Here is a 17,429-nt window from a genome sequence, read left to right on the forward strand (position 1 = left end):
CGGCCCCGGATACCCTTGGAGATTGTGACCGCCGAGTACTCCGCCCACCATCTGCAGGTCCTCGAAGGACTCGAAGCGGTCCGCAAGCGCCCCGGCATGTACATCGGCTCGACCGACTCCCGCGGGCTCATGCACTGCCTGTGGGAGATCATCGACAACTCGGTCGACGAGGCGCTGGCCGGCCACGGCTCGCGCATCGAGATCATCCTGCACGCTGACGGCAGCGTCGAGGTGCGCGACCGCGCCCGCGGCATCCCGGTCGACATCGAGCCCCGCACCGGGCTCTCGGGCGTCGAGGTCGTGTTCACCAAGCTCCACGCGGGCGGCAAGTTCGGCGGCGGCTCGTACGCCGCATCCGGCGGCCTCCACGGCGTCGGCGCATCCGTGGTCAACGCGCTGTCCGAGCGTCTCGACGTCGAGGTCGACCGCGGCGGCAAGACGTGGGCCATGTCGTTCCACCGGGGTGAGCCCGGGATCTTCGCGAACGGATCGCCGACGTCGGCCTTCACGCCCTTCGAGAAGAGCTCCGAGTTGCGCGTCGTCGGGCGCGCCGCGAAGGGCGTCACCGGCACCCGCATCCGCTACTGGGCCGACAAGCAGATCTTCACGAAGGATGCGGCTTTCGCCCTCACCGAACTCGAGCAGCGGGCACGCCAGACGGCGTTCCTGGTGCCGGGTCTCGAGATCGTGATCCGCGACGAGCGGGGCGAAGAGGCAGTCGAGACCAGCTTCCGGTTCGACGGCGGCATCTCGGAGTTCGCGGACTTCCTCGCGCCCGACGCTCCCATCACCGACACGTGGCGCCTCACCGGCAGCGGCTCCTTCACCGAGACCGTACCGGTGCTCCAGCCGTCGGGGGCCATGGTCCCCACCGAGCTCCAGCGCGAGTGCGAGGTCGACATCGCGGTGCGCTGGGGGACCGGCTACGAGACCACGACCCGCTCGTTCGTCAACATCATCTCCACGCCCAAGGGCGGAACGCACCAGCAGGGCTTCGAACAGGGGCTCATGAAGGTGCTGCGCACGCAGGTCGAGCAGAACGCGCGACGCCTGAAGTTCGGCTCGAACGACAAGCTCGAGAAGGATGACATCCTCGCCGGACTCGCGGCCGTGCTCACGGTGCGCATCCCCGAGCCGCAGTTCGAGGGCCAGACCAAGGAGGTGCTCGGCACTCCGGCCGTCCGCCAGATCGTGGCGAACGTCGTCGCCAAAGAGCTCACGGCGCGCTTCGCGTCGTCCAAGCGCGACGACAAAGCGCAGACGTCGCTGCTGCTCGACAAGGTCGTCGCAGAGATGAAGGCGCGCATCTCGGCGCGCGCGCACAAAGAGACGCAGCGCCGCAAGAACGCACTCGAGTCGTCGTCGCTGCCGGCCAAGCTCGCCGACTGCCGCACGAACGAGGTGGCGGCCTCCGAGCTGTTCATCGTCGAGGGCGACTCGGCGCTCGGCACGGCCAAGCTCGCGCGCAACAGCGAATACCAGGCTCTGCTCCCGATCCGCGGCAAGATCCTCAACGTGCAGAAGGCGTCGATCAGCGACATGCTGTCGAACGCCGAATGCGCGGCGATCATCCAGGTGATCGGCGCCGGCTCGGGGCGCTCGTTCGACCTCGACGCCGCGCGCTACGGGAAGATCATCCTGATGAGCGACGCCGACGTCGACGGGGCGCACATCCGCACGCTGCTGCTCACCCTCTTCTTCCGCTACATGCGGCCGCTGATCGACGACGGGCGCGTGTACGCCGCCGTGCCGCCGCTCCACCGTGTAGTCGTGATGAATCCCGGCACGAAGCCGAACGACACGATCTACACCTACACCGAGCAGGAGCTCCACGCGCTGCTGACCAAGCTCACCAAGGCGGGCAAGCGCTGGCAGGAGCCGGTGCAGCGCTACAAGGGCCTTGGCGAGATGGACGCCGACCAGCTCGCCACGACGACGATGGACCGCGCCGGGCGCACGCTGCGGCGCGTTCGCATGCAGGACGCCGAGGCTGCGGCATCCGTCTTCGAACTCCTCATGGGCAACGACGTGGCGCCCCGCAAGGAGTTCATCATCGACTCCAGCGACCGTCTCGCCCGCGAGCGCATCGACGCGTGACCCGCCTCGGGTCGATGCGACACGAGGCCCTGGCGGAGATCACCGGGATCAGCGGACGCCGGTGCCGACCGCGCCGATGACAGCGTCGAGCGGCGTGCCCGAGGCATCCCGCTTCGCACCCGCGTCGGGCAGCGTGCGGGTCGCACCGTCCGGGCCCACCGCGCGGGGCTCGGAGCCGACCCACGCGAGCGTGAGCACGTCTTCGCCCTTGAGCAGCCGCTGAGCGCGCACACCGCCGGTCGCGCGTCCCTTCGCGGGGAACTCGGTGAACGCCGAGACCTTCGCGCTGCCCGGGTCGGTTCCGGCGAGGGCGGCGCGGGAGCCTGCGACGGTGACCACCACGGCGTCGAACGTCGACGCACCCACGACGCTGAACGAGATGACCTCGGCGCCGTCGCTCAGCCGGACACCCGCCATGCCGCCGGCCGCGCGACCCTGCGGACGCACCGAGGAGGCGTCGAACCGCAGCAGCTGGGCGTCGTCGGCGACGAAAACGAGCTCGGCGCCGTCGGTCGCCGGCGCGGCCCCGACCACGCGGTCGCCGTCGCGCAGCGAGATGATCTCGATGTCGTGCTTGCTGCCGAGCTCGGCGGCCGCGACGCGCTTGACGACACCGTGGCGCGTGCCGAGGGCGATCGGCGGGCCGTCTTCGAGGGGGACGATCGCCACGACGTGCTCGCCCGACGACAGGCCGAGGTACTGGTCGGCGCGCGTTCCCGCGGCGAGCTGCACGGAGTTGCCGGGGACGGAGGGCAGGTCGACGGGGGAGAACCGGATGAGCCGCCCGGCGCTCGTGACCGCACCGACGTCGCCCCGCGTGGTCGCATCGACCCACGAACGGATGGCGTCGTGCTTGGCGCGGCGCGACGGCGGGACGATGCCGCCGTTCGGCGCGTCGGCGGCGAGCTCGGCGCGCACCATGCGTCCGGTCGCCGACAGGAACACGCGGCACGGCGCATCCGCGATCTGCAGATCGGCGGCTGCGGCCGCCGCACGCGATCGCGGCGCCGCCGGTCCGCCGTTGAGGAGGAGGGTGCGCCGCGGGGTGCCGTACGTCTCGGCCGCGGCATCCAGCTCCCGCGCCACCTGCGCGCGCAGCAGGATCTCGCTTCCGAGGAGCTCCTCCAGCTCGGCGATCTCGGACTTCAGCTTGTCGCGCTCGGCCTCGAGCTCGATGCGGGAGAAGCGCGTGAGCCGGCGAAGGCGCAGCTCGAGGATGTACTCGGCCTGCGGGTCGGACAGGTCGAAGACGTCCATGAGGCGCGTTCGCGCCTGTTCGCCGTCGTCCGACGTGCGGATGACCTGGATGACCTCGTCGATGTCCAGGATCGCGATGAGCAGGCCCTCGACGAGGTGCAGTCGCTCCTTGCGCCGCGCCAGCCGGTAGCGGCTGCGGCGCGTCACGACGCTCAGGCGGTGGTCCAGGTAGACGCGCAGCAGCTCGCGCAGTCCGAGCGTCTGCGGCTGACCCTCGACGAGGGCGACGTTGTTGATGCTGAACGAGTCCTCGAGCGGCGTGAGCCGGTACAGGTGCTCGAGCACCGCGTTCGGGTCGAAGCCCGTCTTGATGCCGATGACGAGCCGCAGACCGTTGTGGCGGTCGGTGAGGTCGGTCACGTCCGCGATGCCCTGGAGCTTCTTCGCGGTGACGGCGTCCTTGATCTTCTCGATGATCCGCTCTGGGCCGACGAGGTACGGCAGCTCGGTCACGACGATGCCGGTCCGGCGCGGGCCGAGCGACTCGATCGAGACCTTGGCGCGCGTGCGGAAGCTGCCGCGGCCCTTCGTGTAGGCGTCCTTGATGCCGTCGAGGCCCACGATGATGCCGCCCGAAGGCAGGTCGGGCCCGGGCACGAACTCCATGAGCTCTTCGACGGTCGCCTCGGGGTTGTCGAGCAGGTGGATCGCCGCCCCCACGACCTCGATGAGGTTATGGGGTGCCATGTTCGTCGCCATGCCGACGGCGATGCCGGTCGCGCCGTTGACGAGCAGGTTCGGGTACGCGGCGGGCAGCACCTCGGGCTGCTGGAACTGACCGTCGTAGTTGGGGATGAAGTCGACGACGTCCTCGTCGAGGTTCTCGGTCAGCGCCATCGCCGGTGCCGCTAGGCGCGCCTCGGTGTAGCGCGGTGCGGCGGGGCCGTCATCGAGCGAGCCGAAGTTGCCGTGCCCGTCGACCAGGGGAACGCGCAGCGAGAAGGGCTGTGCGAGGCGCACCAGGGCGTCGTAGATCGGGGCGTCGCCGTGCGGGTGCAGCTTTCCCATGACCTCGCCCACGACGCGGGCGCTCTTGACGTGCCCGCGGTCAGGCCGCAGGCCCATGTCGGCCATCTGGTACAGGATGCGGCGCTGCACGGGCTTGAGTCCGTCGCGCGCGTCGGGCAGCGCGCGCGAGTAGATGACGGAGTACGCGTACTCGAGGAAGGACCCCTGCATCTCAGTCGAGACGTCGACGTCCTCGATGCGGCCGTGGTCGACGGGAGCGGAATCGGTGGGGGATGCAGGCATGACGATGTGGCCTCGGGTGACGGCGGTGCGGCGAGGGTCGTCTGCGGGTGTGCGAGACTGACCCCGATGTCGATCAGCCTACCCGCGGACCCGCCGCGAGCCCGGAGCCTCACCGGTGTCGTGCCGCAGATGTCGGCAGCGCTCGATGGAGCCTCGGACTGGTTCCCGCCGGCCGAGAGCGCCGTGGTGTGCGTGTTGGACGGGCTCGGATCGCACAACCTGTCGGCGCGCGCCGGACACGCGCGCTTCCTGTCGCAGGCGGGATCGAAGAAGGATGTGGCGCGCACCGTCTTCCCCTCGACGACGGCGTCCGCCCTGACCAGCCTGCTCACCGGCACGCTGCCGGGGGAGCACGGCATCGTCGGCTACCGCGCGCGAATCCCGGGCACAGACGACGTCGTCAACCAGTTGCGCGGATGGGACACCGACGGCCTGCCGCTCGAGTTCCAGCGCGCGACGCCGCTCGCGACGTCACTGGCCCGGCCGTTCTTCGTCGTCACCAAGAGCGAGTACCGCGACACGGGCTTCACGGCCGCGACGCAGGCGGGCGCGGAGTTCATCGGCGTCGACGACCTCACCGAGCGTGTTCTCACGGCGGCGCAGCTCGCGACGCAGCATCCGGGGTCCCTCGCCTATCTTTACGCACCCGAGCTCGACGGCGTCGGGCATCGTCGCGGGTGGCAGTCCGACGAGTGGACCGTGATGCTGGAGAGAGTGGATGCCGCGGCCCGCGCATTCGCCGACGCACTGGCCCCGGGCACCGGCGCGGTGGTGACGGCCGACCACGGCATGGTCGACATCCCACGGCACCGGCAGATCCTCCTTCGCGACGGCGATCCTCTGCTCGACGGCGTGCGGCTGATCGGCGGCGAGCCGCGCATGCTGCACCTCTACGCAGAGCCCGGCCGCGCGGAGGACGTGGTCCAGGCGTGGCGCTCGGCGGAGGAGGCGCGGTCGTGGGTACTCTCACGCGACGAGCTGATCGCGTCGGGCGTGCTGGGACCGGTGAGCCCCGAGGTGCGGGAGCGTCTCGGCGACGTCGTCGTCGCGGCGCGATCGGGCGTCGTCTATTACGACGACCGCCTGGCAGACAAGGCACCGCAGAAGATGATCGGCCAGCACGGCTCGTTCACGACCGAGGAGCGGGTCGTCCCGCTGCTGCGGCTGGGCGCGTTCGCCTGACGGCGACGCGGATCTCGATAGACGGCGCCGCGCTTCGTGCGGCGCCGCACTCGATCGGCGCCGGCTCAGTCGTCGCTGCGGGCGCCGAAGACGATCTCGTCCCACGACGGCATCGATGTGCGGCCCTTGCGACGACCCGCCTCCGCTACCGCGGACGGCGCCACGTCGAAGTCGGAGGCCTCGGGTTCGTCGTCACCCGGGGTCTCGTCGTAGCCGGGCTCGAGCGCGTCGAACAGCGCGACCGGCGACTGCGATCGCGACGTGACGGCCTCATCGGCACCGGGCAGCGGTTCGCGCTGGCCACGGCGGCGCCGGAGCGCCTCGAGGAGGTCGGCCGTCTCGGCCGAGGTCACGGCCGGCTCGTCGGCGCGCTTGATCGCCGCCTGCTGCACGGCCTGCGCGGCCGGAGCGGGAAGATCGGGCGACTCGAAGTCGGCGTCGGGCAGCTTGCGCGGCCCGAAGGCGCCGCTGTCGAAGCGGGTGTCGTCTTTGGCCGGCGTCGTCTCGAGCGCGCGCAGTCGGGGGATGAGACCCTCGGGCAGCGAACCCTGTCGCGACAGCTGGATGGCGTCGGCGTTGAGCGGAGACAGAGTGCTGCGGCGGGGGTCGAAGCCCCAGCGTGCGTCGTGGTCGACTTCGTTGGCCGTGAACTCGAGCTTGATGATCCACCCGGTGGGCTCTTTCCAGCTCGTCCACCGCTCGCCCGAGGCGCCCGCCTCGTGCAGCTTGGCGCGGACGGCGGCGCCGAACGTCGGGTTGCGGTCGCCTTCGAAGTCGCCGCCGAGCAGCACGGCGACGGCGAGCGCCTGGCCCACGATGTGCTCGCGCTCCGCGAGGACCGGGCCTTCGAACCGGCGGACGTCCTCCACGCGCGCGCCGAGAAGGCTCGCGACCTCCTCGGCTGAGAGTCCGGCGCGGATGTGCGATTGGATCTCGCGCGGACTCGGCCGCGCGGCCTGCGTGTCGTCGTCGCGGTCGCGTCGCGCCTTGCGCAGTTCGATGCGCAGCACGTCGTCGACGGCGAGAGCGAACCTCTCCCCGGACTCGGTAGCCAGGACGAGTGTGTCGTCCTCGGTGCCGATGACCTTGAGCTGTTCCATGCGAACGCCCCTCCGATCCTGCGTGTCCCGGCCATGCTGACACAGGCGATGTGCAACGCCGGGAATATCCCGCGCGTGGCGCGAGTTTCAGGGGGACGCATGGTCGAACAATCTCTGCAACGCATTTGCGAAAACGGAGACGGTCATGCAAACTATCGCCGCCTGAACGGGCGCACCCGCAAGACTTCGGAAGTTGAGACGTTTACGAATGGCCACCGATTACGACGCCCCCCGCAAGACCGAGGACGACAGCGAGTCGATCGAGGCTCTCAAGGAGCGCGTTCCCGACAAGCTCTCGGGAGCGGTCGACGTCGAGGATGCCGACAACCCGTCGGGCTTCGAGCTCCCCGGGGCTGATCTGTCCGACCTCGAGCTCGACGTCGTCGTGCTGCCGCCGCAGGAAGACGAGTTCACGTGCTCGAACTGCTTCCTCGTGAAGCACCGCTCGCAGCTCGACCACGAGACCTCGGACGGGCCTATGTGCCGGGAGTGCTCGGCTTGACCTGAGCGCGGCGCACGGCGGCGGCGAGCCGATCGGGCGTCCGCGACGAGATCACCCATGCCGGTGTCGGATCCTGAGGATCTGACACCGGCATCACTACGAGTCCGTCGATCCCACCGCGGATGACGTGCCACGAGCGCGGGTCGAGACCCGCACCGCGCTGCTGGCGCGCATCCTCTCCGACGTGCACTGCCGGATCGCCCAGCAGGTCGACGGGGATGTGTGCGCGCCCGGCGCGGAGCTCTCCGCCCTCGACGGCGACGACCGGCGAGCCCGCCACGAGCAGGGCGACCACGGCGACCCCGACGACCGCCCCGATCACGAGCGCGAGCGTGGTGTCGATGGGGGCGAAGACGAGGGCGACCATCGGTCCTGCGACCGCGGCGCTCACCATGACCCAGAGGGACGGACCGAGCCGTTCGCGATAGTCGCGGGCTCCGACGTCGTGCGCTGTCTTCTGCATTACCCTCATTGGGTGACTGAAACGGTGGACGTCCCCATTATCGCCTCCGACGTCCCGGTGTACGCGCACCCGGGTGACGCCGGCGCCGACCTCATGGCCGCCGAGGCGACTCGCCTCGAGCCGGGTCAGCGGGCGATGGTGGGCACCGGGGTGCGCATCGCCCTCCCGGAGGGATACGTCGCGTTCGTCGTGCCGCGCAGCGGGCTCGCCGCCAAGCACGGCATCACCGTCGTGAACGCCCCCGGGACGGTCGACGCCGGCTATCGCGGTGAGATCAAGGTCATCCTCTTGAACACCGATGCCGAGCACGCCCACGACATCGCGGTCGGCGACCGCATCGCCCAGCTCATCGTGATGCCGGTGCCCCGCGCCCGGTTCGTCCCCGTCGAGGCTCTGCCCGAGAGCGCCCGAGGCGAAGGCGGCTTCGGCTCCACGGGCTTCTCAGGCGGGAGCGCTGCTGTGCCGCCGACGAGCCTGGGCGAGTCCACGCGGGAAGCTCCCCGCGATCTTGACAAGAAGGACGGAGTCCTCGCATGACCGACCCCACTCCCGCAGCCGACTCCCCGCGCAAGGACGCGCCCGAGGACCGCGCCGTCGCCGGCCCGTTCGACGAGTCCGAGGCGAACCCGGTCCGCCCGTACATCGACCTCGGCGGGATCAAGATCCTCCCGCGGGAGGGCCTCAACCTGCGTCTCGAGGTCGAGGAGCAGACCAAGCGCATCGTCGCGGTCGGGCTCGACTACGCCGGTTCGACCCTGCAGGTGCAGCCGTTCGCCGCTCCGCGGACCGTCGGACTGTGGGCTGAGACCCGCGAGCAGATCCGCCAGCAGATTCGCCAGCAGGGCGGGCGCGTCGAGGAGCGCGAAGGCCCCCTCGGCCCCGAGCTCCTCGCCGAGGTCCCCGTGGCGGCGGGGCCCGACGGCACGTCGGGCAAGCGGCTCGCCCGGTTCGTCGGCGTGGACGGACCCCGCTGGTTCCTCCGTGGCGTGATCGGCGGAGCGGCGACGTCCGACGTCGAGGCCGCAAACGCCGTCGAAGACCTCTTCCGCTCGATCGTCGTCGTGCGCGGCGGGTCCCCGATGCCGCCCCGCGACCTCATCCCGCTGCGCATGCCGGCCACCCCGGGCGCGGCGTGACCGACCGACCCGAGCCCTCGCCCGGCGACGAGCAGCGCAGCGCCGATCTGACCCCGCCGCCGGCGGCCGAGGCATCCGCTTCCGACCTTCTCGGCGCCGCGCTCGGCGGTGCCGCACGCCGTGCAGGGCTCGACCCGGCCGAAGGCGCGTCGACCGGTCACGTCGTCTGGGCCGCGATGGGCGGGTGGCGGGGCGTCCTCGAGTCCGTCCTGCCCGGCCTCGTGTTCATCGTCGTCTACACGCTCACCATCGACCCCGACACGGGCGAGGGCGACCTGTGGCTCTCGCTCGGGCTGTCGGTCGGCATCGCGGCGGTCTTCACCGCGGCGCGGCTCATCGCCCGCCAGCCCGTGACGGCCGCGATCGGCGGATTGATCGCGGCCGGTGTCGCTGCGGCCTTCGCGGCGTTCACGGGCGAGGCATCCAACAACTTCATCCCCGGCTTCATCACGAACGCGCTCTACGGAAGCGCCTTCCTGATCTCGGCGCTCATCGGATGGTCGCTGATCGGCCTGGCCGCCGGATTCCTGATGGGGGAGGGCACCGCCTGGCGCGCCGACAAGCGCAAGCGCCGCGTGTACTTCTGGCTCGCGATCGCGTGGGCGTCGCTCTTCGCCGCGCGCCTGCTGGTGCAGCTCCCGCTGTACTTCGCCGACAACGTCACCGCGCTCGGGACGCTCAAGCTCGTGATGGGGCTCCCTCTGTTCGCGCCGCTCGTCGCGGTCACCTGGCTCGCCGTCCGCGCACTGTATCCGCGTGGCGAGTCGAACGAGGTCACCGCTGCGGAGTGATACATTTATCTTGATATCAAGATAAATTGACCCCGCCGCGGATTAGGTCATCCTCACTAGCCGAGGGCTCCGGTGCGGGGGAAGATGGGGAGTGCCGGGCTCCGGCCCCGCTCCCGCCGCCGACGAAGGAGACAGACGTGTCCACGGTTGACAGCTTCGGTGCCAAGAGCACCCTGACGGTCGGCAGCACCGACTACGAGATCTTCCGCATCGACAAGGTCGCGGGCTACGAGAAGCTCCCGTTCAGTCTAAAGGTGCTGCTCGAGAACCTCCTCCGCACCGAAGACGGTGCGAACGTGACGAAGGCGCAGATCGAGGCGCTCGGCTCGTGGGATGCCGCGGCTGAGCCCGACACCGAGATCCAGTTCACGCCCGCCCGTGTCGTGATGCAGGACTTCACCGGCGTGCCGTGCATCGTCGACCTCGCCACGATGCGCGAGGCGGTCACCGCGCTGGGCGGCGACCCCAACAAGATCAACCCGCTCTCGCCCGCCGAGATGGTCATCGACCACTCCGTCATCGCCGACCTCTTCGGTCGCGAGGACGCCCTCGAGCGCAACGTCGAGATCGAGTACGAGCGCAACGGCGAGCGCTACCAGTTCCTCCGCTGGGGCCAGACGGCGTTCGACGACTTCAAGGTCGTCCCGCCCGGCACCGGCATCGTGCACCAGGTGAACATCGAGCACCTCGCCAAGGTCATCTACGACCGCAACGTCGACGGCGTGCTGCGCGCGTACCCCGACACGTGCGTCGGCACCGACTCCCACACCACGATGGTCAACGGCCTCGGTGTGCTCGGCTGGGGCGTCGGCGGCATCGAGGCCGAGGCCGCGATGCTCGGCCAGCCCGTCTCGATGCTCATCCCGCGGGTGGTCGGCTTCAAGCTCACCGGCGAGATCCCCGCCGGCGTCACGGCGACCGACGTCGTGCTCACGATCACCGACATGCTCCGCAAGCACGGCGTCGTCGGCAAGTTCGTCGAGTTCTACGGCGAAGGAGTCGCCTCGGTGCCGCTCGCCAACCGCGCCACGATCGGCAACATGAGCCCCGAGTTCGGCTCCACGGCCGCGATGTTCCCCATCGACGACGTCACGATCGACTACCTCCGCCTGACGGGTCGCGACGAGGCTGCGGTCGCGCTCGTCGAGGCCTACGCCAAGGAGCAGTCGCTCTGGCACGACCCGGCCCGCGAACTCGTCTTCAGCGAGTACATGGAACTCGATCTCGGCACGGTCGTGCCCTCGATCGCCGGCCCGAAGCGCCCGCAGGACCGCATCCTGCTCTCCGAGGCGAAGTCGCAGTTCGAGGTCGACATCCTCAACTACGCCGACCCGACGGAGTCGAACGACATCGTCGACCTCGAGTCGAAGCACTCGTTCCCCGCCTCCGACCCCGGTGCGGTCCCGGGGGACGAGCACGAGGAGACGCGCGTCGTCCACATCTCCAGCGGCGGTCCGGCCGCGGCATCCAAGCCCGTCACGGTCACCACGCCCGACGGCACGTCGTACATCCTCGACAACGGGGCCGTCACCCTCGCCGCGATCACGTCGTGCACGAACACGTCCAACCCGTCGGTGATGCTCGCGGCCGGACTGCTCGCCAAGAAGGCGCTCGACAAGGGCCTCAAGAGCAAGCCGTGGGTGAAGACGACGCTCGGCCCGGGTTCGAAGGTCGTCACCGACTACTACGAGAAGTCGGGGCTCGACAAGGCCCTGGAGGGTCTCGGGTTCTTCACCGTCGGCTACGGCTGCACGATCTGCATCGGCAACTCCGGTCCCCTCATCGAGGAGGTCTCCGCCGCGATCAACGAGAACGACCTCGCGGTCACCGCGGTCCTCTCGGGCAACCGCAACTTCGAGGGACGCATCAGCCCCGACGTGAAGATGAACTACCTCGCCTCGCCGCCGCTGGTCGTCGCGTACGCCCTGGCCGGTTCGATGCACTTCGACTTCGAGTCCGACCCGCTCGGCAAGGACACCGACGGCAACGACGTCTTCCTGAAGGACATCTGGCCGACGCCCGAAGAGGTGCAGGCCACGATCGACTCGTCCATCTCCCGCGAGCAGTTCATCAAGCAGTACGCCACCGTCTTCGACGGCGACGAGCGCTGGAAGAGCCTGCCCACCCCCGACGCCGCGCAGTTCGAGTGGGATCAGGACTCCACGTACGTCCGGAAGGCGCCGTACTTCGACGGGATGACGATGGAGCTGACCCCGGTCGCCGACATCACCGGTGCCCGCGTGATGGCCGCCCTCGGCGACTCCGTCACGACCGACCACATCTCGCCGGCGGGCAACATCAAGGCCGGCACCCCGGCCGCGCAGTACCTGACCGAGCACGGTGTGGCGCAGAAGGACTTCAACTCCTTCGGCTCGCGCCGTGGCAACCACGAGGTCATGATCCGCGGCACGTTCGCCAACATCCGCCTGAAGAACGAGCTCGTCGCCGCGGTGAACGACGGCCAGATCGTCGAGGGCGGCTACACGCGCGACTTCACGCAGGAGGGCGGCCCGCAGTCGTTCATCTACGACGCGTGCATGAACTACCAGGCGCAGGGCACCCCGCTGGTGGTGTTCGGCGGCAAGGAGTACGGCTCGGGCTCGTCGCGCGACTGGGCGGCCAAGGGCACCAGCCTGCTGGGCGTCAAGGCGGTCATCACCGAGAGCTTCGAGCGCATCCACCGCTCGAACCTCATCGGCATGGGCGTCGTCCCGCTGCAGTTCCCGGCCGGCGAGAGCTGGAAGTCGCTGGGTCTCGACGGCACCGAGATCGTCTCGATCTCGGGGCTCGAGCAGCTGAACGAGGGCGTCACGCCCAAGACCGTGCGGGTCACCGCCGAGCCGAGCGAGTTCTCGCCCGCGGGCAAGCAGACGGTCGAGTTCGACGCGGTCGTGCGGATCGACACGCCCGGCGAAGCCGACTACTACCGCAACGGCGGCATCCTGCAGTACGTGCTGCGTTCGCTGGTCTGACAGCTGATTCACGGGGGACCGCATGCCGCGGCATCCGGTCCCCCGTCTTGTCGCAGGTAGACTTGCAGAGCCCTTCCGGGGCCGGAAAGGAGCCGGGATGTCGCTGCTGTCGTCCATTGGCGGACCCCGCGATCTCGACGCGCTGAGCACCACCGAGCTCGAGCAGCTCGCGGAGGAGGTCCGCGCGTTCCTCATCGAGAACGTCGCCCGCACGGGTGGTCACCTGGGCCCCAACCTCGGTGTCGTCGAACTCACGATCGCCCTGCACAAGGTCTTCGACTCGCCCTCCGACCCGTTCATCTTCGACACGGGCCACCAGTCGTACGTGCACAAGCTGCTCACCGGTCGACAGGACTTCTCGAACCTGCGCTCGCGCGGCGGCCTCGCCGGCTATCCGCAAAGGTCCGAGAGCCCGCACGACGTCGTCGAGTCGTCGCACGCATCCAGTTCGCTCAGCTGGGCCGACGGCGTCTCGCGCGCCCTGACGCGCACCGGGCGCAAGGACCGCCACGTGGTCGCCGTCGTCGGCGACGGGTCGCTCACCGGCGGCATGACGTGGGAGGCGCTCAACAACATCTCCGACGACAACGACCGCAACCTGGTGATCGTCGTCAACGACAACGGACGGTCGTACGCACCGACCATCGGCGGAATGGCCCGCTACCTCAACCGCGTGCGCACTGCCGAGACGTACCGCAACCTGCACCGCGGCTCTGACACCCTCTTCCGCAAGCTCGGCCCCGCCGCCCGCGCGGTGTATCGCGGCGTGCGCGGCGGCACGCACGGCTTCCTCTCGCGCTTCACGAACAACGCGGCGCTGTACTCGAACCTCGACATCAAGTACCTCGGCCCGGTCGACGGTCACGACCTGCCCACGCTCATCGAGACGCTGGAGCTCGCGAAGTCGTACGGCGCGCCCGTCATCGTGCACGCGATCACCGAGAAGGGCCGCGGCTACCAGCCCGCCCTCGACGACCAGGCCGACGCGTTCCATGCCGTGGGCAAGATCGATCCGCTGACCGGCAAGACGGTCGGAAGCTCGGGCGGCGCGCCGGCGTGGACCGACGTGTTCGCCGAGGAACTGGTCTCGGTCGGGGAGCGGCGCGACGACATCATCGCGATGACGGCCGCCATGCTGCGCCCGACCGGCCTGCTGCCGTTCGCGCAGCGGTTCCCCGATCGCGTGTACGACGTGGGCATCGCCGAGCAGCACGCGGTGGCCTCGGCTGCCGGGCTCGCGTTCGGCGGTCTTCACCCCGTGGTGGCGATCTACGCGACGTTCATGAACCGCGCGTTCGACCAGGTGCTGATGGATGTCGCGCTCCACCGCGCGGGCGTCACGTTCGTGCTCGACCGCGCCGGCGTCACCGGCCCCGACGGTCCGAGCCATCACGGCATCTGGGACCTCGCCATGCTGCAGCTGGTGCCGCACATCCGCATCGCGGTGCCGCGTGACGCCGAGCGCCTGCGCGAAGAGCTGCAGGAGGCCGTGGCTGTGCACGACGCGCCCACGGTCATCCGGTTCCCGAAGGGCGGTGTCAGCCCCGAGCTGCCCGCCGTCGAACGCCTCGATGACGGGGTCGACGTGCTGGTCCGCTCCGAGGCGGAGGATGTGCTCATCGTGGGCATCGGCCCCATGGCGCACATCGCCGTCGACGTCGCGGGACGCCTGCGCGACCAGGGGATCGGCGCGACGGTGGTCGACCCGCGGTGGGTCGTGCCCGTCCAGCCGTCGATCGTCACGCTCGCGGCATCCCACCGTCTCGTCATCACGATCGAGGACGGCATCCGTGTCGGCGGCATCGGCACGCGTGTGCGCCAGGTGCTCCGCGAGGCGGGCGTCGACACCGCCGTCGACGAGCTCGGCGTGCCCGACGAGTTCATCGACCACGCCAGCCGCGAGCAGATCCTCGACGACGCCGGCCTCACGCCGGCGAAGATCGCGCACGACGTCGTGGCGCAGGTGCTGGGCACCCGTATCCCCGTCGCCCGCGGCGCCCAGACCACCGAGATCCCGACGATCCCCACGCTCGCGCGCGACCAGCAGCGGCGCTGACCGTTGCGCTGGGCGGCGCGTCGACTTCGTCGTCGGCGGGGCGCCCGGCATCCGGCGTGAAAGCATGGACGGATGACCAGCGCCAACCTCAGCAGGGCGGAGACCGCGACCCGGTCCGCCGCCGTCTCCGTCCTCTCCGCGCGCGTCGAGCTCGACGTGACGACAGCACCTGACGTGGATGAGACCGGGTTCGCGACGGTCAGCACGCTGGAGATCGAGACGGATGCCGCAGCCGCCGGCGCTGACATCGAGACGTGGATCGACTTCATCGGCGAGGCCGTCGAGGCTGTCGAGGTGGACGGCGTCGCCCGTCCGGTGGAATGGGACGGCGCCCGCGTCCGGATCACCGGACTGCGCGGGCGGCACACCGTGCGCGTCGTCGCGCGGGCGGCGTACAGCCGGTCCGGCGAGGGCATGCACCGCTTCGTCGATCCGGTCGACGGCCAGACGTACCTCTACACGCACGACGAACCCGCCGACGCGCGCCGGGTGATGGCCTGCTTCGAGCAGCCCGACATGAAGGCCCGCTACACGTTCGTCGTCACGGCGCCGGCGGGCTGGACGGTGCTCTCGAACCAGGCGGTCGCGGAGCGCACGACCGATGGTGCCGTGCAGCGTGCGGTGTTCGCCGAGACGCCGCCGATCTCGACCTACATCACCTCGGTGGCGGCAGGCCCGTATCACCGCGTGGAGGGGGAGTGGCGGCGAGGCGATCAGGTCGTGCCGCTGGGCGTCTACTGCCGCGCGTCGCTCGCCGAGCACCTCGATGCCGACGAGATCCTCGAGATCACCGGGCAGGGCCTCGACTTCTTCACCGACGCCTTCCGCTACCCCTACCCGTGGGACAAGTACGACCAGATCTTCGTGCCCGAGTACAACATCGGCGCCATGGAGAACCCCGGCCTGGTGACCTTCACCGAGGCGTACGTCTTCCGCGGCGCGGCGACGGTGGCACAGCACGAGGGCCGTGCCAACACGATCCTCCACGAGATGGCGCACATGTGGTTCGGCGACCTCGTGACGATGCGCTGGTGGGACGACCTGTGGCTCAAAGAGTCGTTCGCCGACTACATGGGCGCCCACGCCACGGCGGCCGTCACCCGGTTCCCGGATGCGTGGGTGACCTTCGCTGCGCGCCGGAAGGCATGGGCGTATCTGCAGGACCAGCTGCGGACGACGCATCCCATCGTCGCCGACATCGCCGACCTCGAGGCCGCCAAGCTGAACTTCGACGGCATCACGTATGCCAAGGGGGCGTCGGTGCTCAAGCAGCTGGTGGCGTTCGTTGGCGAGGAGGAGTTCTTCGAGGGGGCCCGGCAGTACTTCGCCGCACACGCGTTCGGCAACACCACCCTCGACGACCTGCTCCGCCACCTCGCGGCCGCCTCCGGCCGGGATCTCCACTCGTGGTCTCGCGCGTGGCTGGAGACCACCGGCATGTCGATCATCCAGGTCGAGCGCGACGGCGGGAGCGCCGTGCTCGCGCAGTCCGACCCGCGCCCGCACCGGCTGCGCGTGGGTCTGTTCGCGCTGCGAGACGGACGGCTGGTGCGCACCCGCACCGTCGACGCCGACATCGCGCACGAGCGCACCCCCCTCGGGGACATCGGACCAGCCGACCTCGTGCTGCCCAACGACGGCGACCTCACGTACGCCAAGGTGCGGCTCGACGCGGCATCGCTCGATGCCGTCGAAGCGGCGCTCTCGACGATCGACGACGCCCTGGCCCGCGGGCTCGTGTGGTCGGCGCTGTGGAACGCCACGCGTGATGGTGAGCTTCCCGCCGCGCGCTACCTCGACATCGTCCGACGCCATGCCGGGGCTGAGACGAACTCCGCGCTGCGTGCCGACGTGCTCGCGAACGCCTCTGCCGCGATCGGCCATTACGTCGCCGCAGCCCGCCGGCCGCAGGAGCGGTCAGCATGGCTCGAGATGGCATGGCAGCAGCTGAAGGCGGCCGACGCGGGCAGTGACGCCCAGCTGGCGTGGGCTCGCTCGCTCGGGTCGGCGGCGCTGTATGACGAGGGCAGGGCGGAGGAGCTGCGGGGGATGCTCGCCGGCACGACGGCAGTGCCGGACGGCCTGGAACTCGACCCCGAGCTGCGGTGGGCATGGCTCACGGCGCTGGCGACGACGGGCCACGCGACGGCCGCCGATGCCGACGAGGAACTGCGCCGCGACCCGACCGCGAAAGGCCGCACGGCGCATCTGACGGTGCTCGCGGCCCGGCCTGACCCAGACGTGCGCGCTGCCGCGTGGCACTCCGCGTGGGAGGACACGACGCTCACCAACGACCACCTCAGCGCAACCATCGCCGGGGTGCGCGCCGGTGGCCGGCGCGACCTCATCGCGGCGTTCGACGAGGAATACTTCGCGCGGATCCGCGGCGTCTGGACCGCGCGCAGCATCGAGATCGCCGCGCGCCTCGTGCGCGGGCTGTTCCCCGAGGGCGACTCGCTCGACCCCGTCGACGCCTGGCTCGCGCACAACGACGATGCGCCGGCAGCGCTGCGGCGCATCGTGATCGAGCAGCGCGATCACCTGGAGCGCGATCTGCGCGTCCGCGCGGCGCAGCCCTCCTAGCGCCCGGCGGCGGGACGGATCGCGTAGGTGCACGTCGCG

General features: G+C 70.2%; 12 protein-coding genes. 9 read left to right on the forward strand and 3 right to left on the reverse strand.

The genetic code is table 11. From position 1 onward, the window contains the following. The first annotated feature begins 24 nt into the window (after nt 1-24). Nucleotides 25-2,097 carry a DNA gyrase/topoisomerase IV subunit B gene (locus H9622_RS10805; protein ID WP_404802867.1) on the forward strand — a complete coding sequence of 691 codons (2,073 nt, stop codon included), beginning with the start codon at nt 25-27 and terminating at the stop codon, nt 2,095-2,097. A gap of 48 nt (nt 2,098-2,145) precedes the next feature. Here the strand turns inward: H9622_RS10805 and H9622_RS10810 are convergent, their stop codons facing one another. Beyond that, nucleotides 2,146-4,605, reverse strand: coding sequence for a DNA gyrase/topoisomerase IV subunit A (locus H9622_RS10810; RefSeq protein ID WP_191766396.1), 2,460 nt, complete (start codon nt 4,603-4,605; stop codon nt 2,146-2,148). A gap of 66 nt (nt 4,606-4,671) precedes the next feature. On the opposite strand from H9622_RS10810, the gene H9622_RS10815 reads away from it, so the two are divergent. After that, nucleotides 4,672-5,787 carry an alkaline phosphatase family protein gene (locus H9622_RS10815; RefSeq protein ID WP_191766397.1) on the forward strand — a complete coding sequence of 372 codons (1,116 nt, stop codon included), beginning with the start codon at nt 4,672-4,674 and terminating at the stop codon, nt 5,785-5,787. 65 nt (nt 5,788-5,852) lie between these two features. On the opposite strand, the gene sepH is transcribed toward H9622_RS10815, so the two are convergent. After that, a complete protein-coding gene (sepH, locus tag H9622_RS10820) occupies nt 5,853-6,887 on the reverse strand; it encodes a septation protein SepH (RefSeq protein WP_191766398.1) in 1,035 nt (344 codons plus the stop codon). 208 nt (nt 6,888-7,095) lie between these two features. Between sepH and H9622_RS10825 the strand changes: the two genes are divergently transcribed. After that, the gene (locus tag H9622_RS10825) at nt 7,096-7,389 is read left to right on the forward strand and encodes a DUF4193 domain-containing protein (protein WP_191766399.1); all 294 of its coding nucleotides are present in this window, start codon (nt 7,096-7,098) and stop codon (nt 7,387-7,389) included. On the opposite strand, the gene H9622_RS10830 is transcribed toward H9622_RS10825, so the two are convergent. Beyond that, nucleotides 7,364-7,852 carry a DUF3093 domain-containing protein gene (locus H9622_RS10830; protein WP_191766400.1) on the reverse strand — a complete coding sequence of 163 codons (489 nt, stop codon included), beginning with the start codon at nt 7,850-7,852 and terminating at the stop codon, nt 7,364-7,366. The two genes, H9622_RS10825 and H9622_RS10830, sit on opposite strands and share 26 nt — an antisense overlap. Before the next feature lie 12 nt (nt 7,853-7,864). Here H9622_RS10830 and dut point away from each other — a divergent pair, with 12 nt between their 5' ends. The 6 genes from dut to pepN all read left to right on the forward strand — a co-directional run bounded on the left by dut (nt 7,865) and on the right by pepN (nt 17,390). Continuing rightward, entirely contained in the window at nt 7,865-8,389 is a 525-nt protein-coding gene (dut, locus tag H9622_RS10835) for a dUTP diphosphatase (protein ID WP_191766401.1), read from the forward strand. Further along, the gene (locus tag H9622_RS10840; RefSeq protein ID WP_191766402.1) at nt 8,386-8,988 is read left to right on the forward strand and encodes a DUF3710 domain-containing protein; all 603 of its coding nucleotides are present in this window, start codon (nt 8,386-8,388) and stop codon (nt 8,986-8,988) included. Before dut ends, H9622_RS10840 begins: the two co-directional genes overlap by 4 nt. Beyond that, on the forward strand, nt 8,985-9,779 hold the full coding sequence (locus H9622_RS10845) for a DUF3159 domain-containing protein (protein WP_404802868.1): 795 nt from the start codon (nt 8,985-8,987) through the stop codon (nt 9,777-9,779). Before H9622_RS10840 ends, H9622_RS10845 begins: the two co-directional genes overlap by 4 nt. 137 nt (nt 9,780-9,916) lie before the next feature. Then, nucleotides 9,917-12,751, forward strand: a complete 2,835-nt coding sequence (acnA, locus tag H9622_RS10850; protein ID WP_191766403.1) for an aconitate hydratase AcnA — start codon at nt 9,917-9,919, stop codon at nt 12,749-12,751. Between the two features lie 97 nt (nt 12,752-12,848). Then, nucleotides 12,849-14,807 (forward strand): 1-deoxy-D-xylulose-5-phosphate synthase, encoded by a 1,959-nt coding sequence (gene dxs / locus H9622_RS10855; protein WP_191766404.1) that lies wholly within the window; start codon nt 12,849-12,851, stop codon nt 14,805-14,807. Between the two features lie 72 nt (nt 14,808-14,879). Continuing rightward, a complete protein-coding gene (gene pepN / locus H9622_RS10860; RefSeq protein WP_191766405.1) occupies nt 14,880-17,390 on the forward strand; it encodes an aminopeptidase N in 2,511 nt (836 codons plus the stop codon). Nucleotides 17,391-17,429 lie beyond the last annotated feature (39 nt).

The organism is Microbacterium gallinarum, from assembly GCF_014837165.1.
In the GTDB taxonomy this organism is placed as follows: Bacteria; Actinomycetota; Actinomycetes; order Actinomycetales; family Microbacteriaceae; genus Microbacterium; species Microbacterium gallinarum.